This is a genomic window from Achromobacter sp. GbtcB20 (assembly GCF_019091095.1).
Lineage (GTDB): Bacteria > Pseudomonadota > Gammaproteobacteria > Burkholderiales > Burkholderiaceae_B > Achromobacter > Achromobacter mucicolens.
Window position 1 is genome coordinate 1 of the sequence record NZ_JAGXJZ010000192.1, and the last position, 550, is coordinate 550.

Genomic DNA, 550 nt, shown 5'->3' on the forward strand with positions numbered 1-550 from the left:
AAGGGTTGGGGGTAGGAGTTGCTACGGTCTTGCTTTTGCCTCGGAGGGCCGGACGCCCATGCACTGGCAGGTTAATTGCCGTGTTCGGTTTTGCACTTGGCGATAAGGTACGCACCACTTCAAGGTTTGCCACATAGGTGTGTCCACAGTACACATCCGTGCATTGATAGGTTATCTCGCGGAGAGTAACGCTCAGCTGTTGGCTACTACGTGCGACTGCCCTGCTTACGCAATGTGGACAGCAGATGATGATTCTCATACTCATGATTTTCGGAGCAATTCCAAGGTGAAAGGCTACCTGGGCGGCGGGCCTTGAATAATGCAGAACAGAAGCGTGTATATCTCCGAAACAACTCTCTCAACATGGCTAGGAAATGTACTCGCAGCGGGCACATTTCCTAGCCATTTTCATGTTGCAGGTTTCACTTCAAAGTGCGAATGGCACTGCATGGCGCGATGTGGCGTGTTGACAAGGCTGGAAATAATCCAGTGGGGCACATTGAGTCATGCAGTCCATTAGCAAATTTTGAAAACAGCAAATGAAAAGCGT

The 550-nt window shown here is 50.0% G+C and carries 1 protein-coding gene; it reads right to left on the bottom strand.

Annotated features, from left to right (window positions below):
• Positions 1–265: ogr/Delta-like zinc finger family protein (locus tag KVT32_RS28510; RefSeq protein ID WP_371825631.1), on the bottom strand; the 265-nt coding region annotated here is incomplete at its 3' end.
• Positions 266–550: the final 285 nt, after the last annotated feature.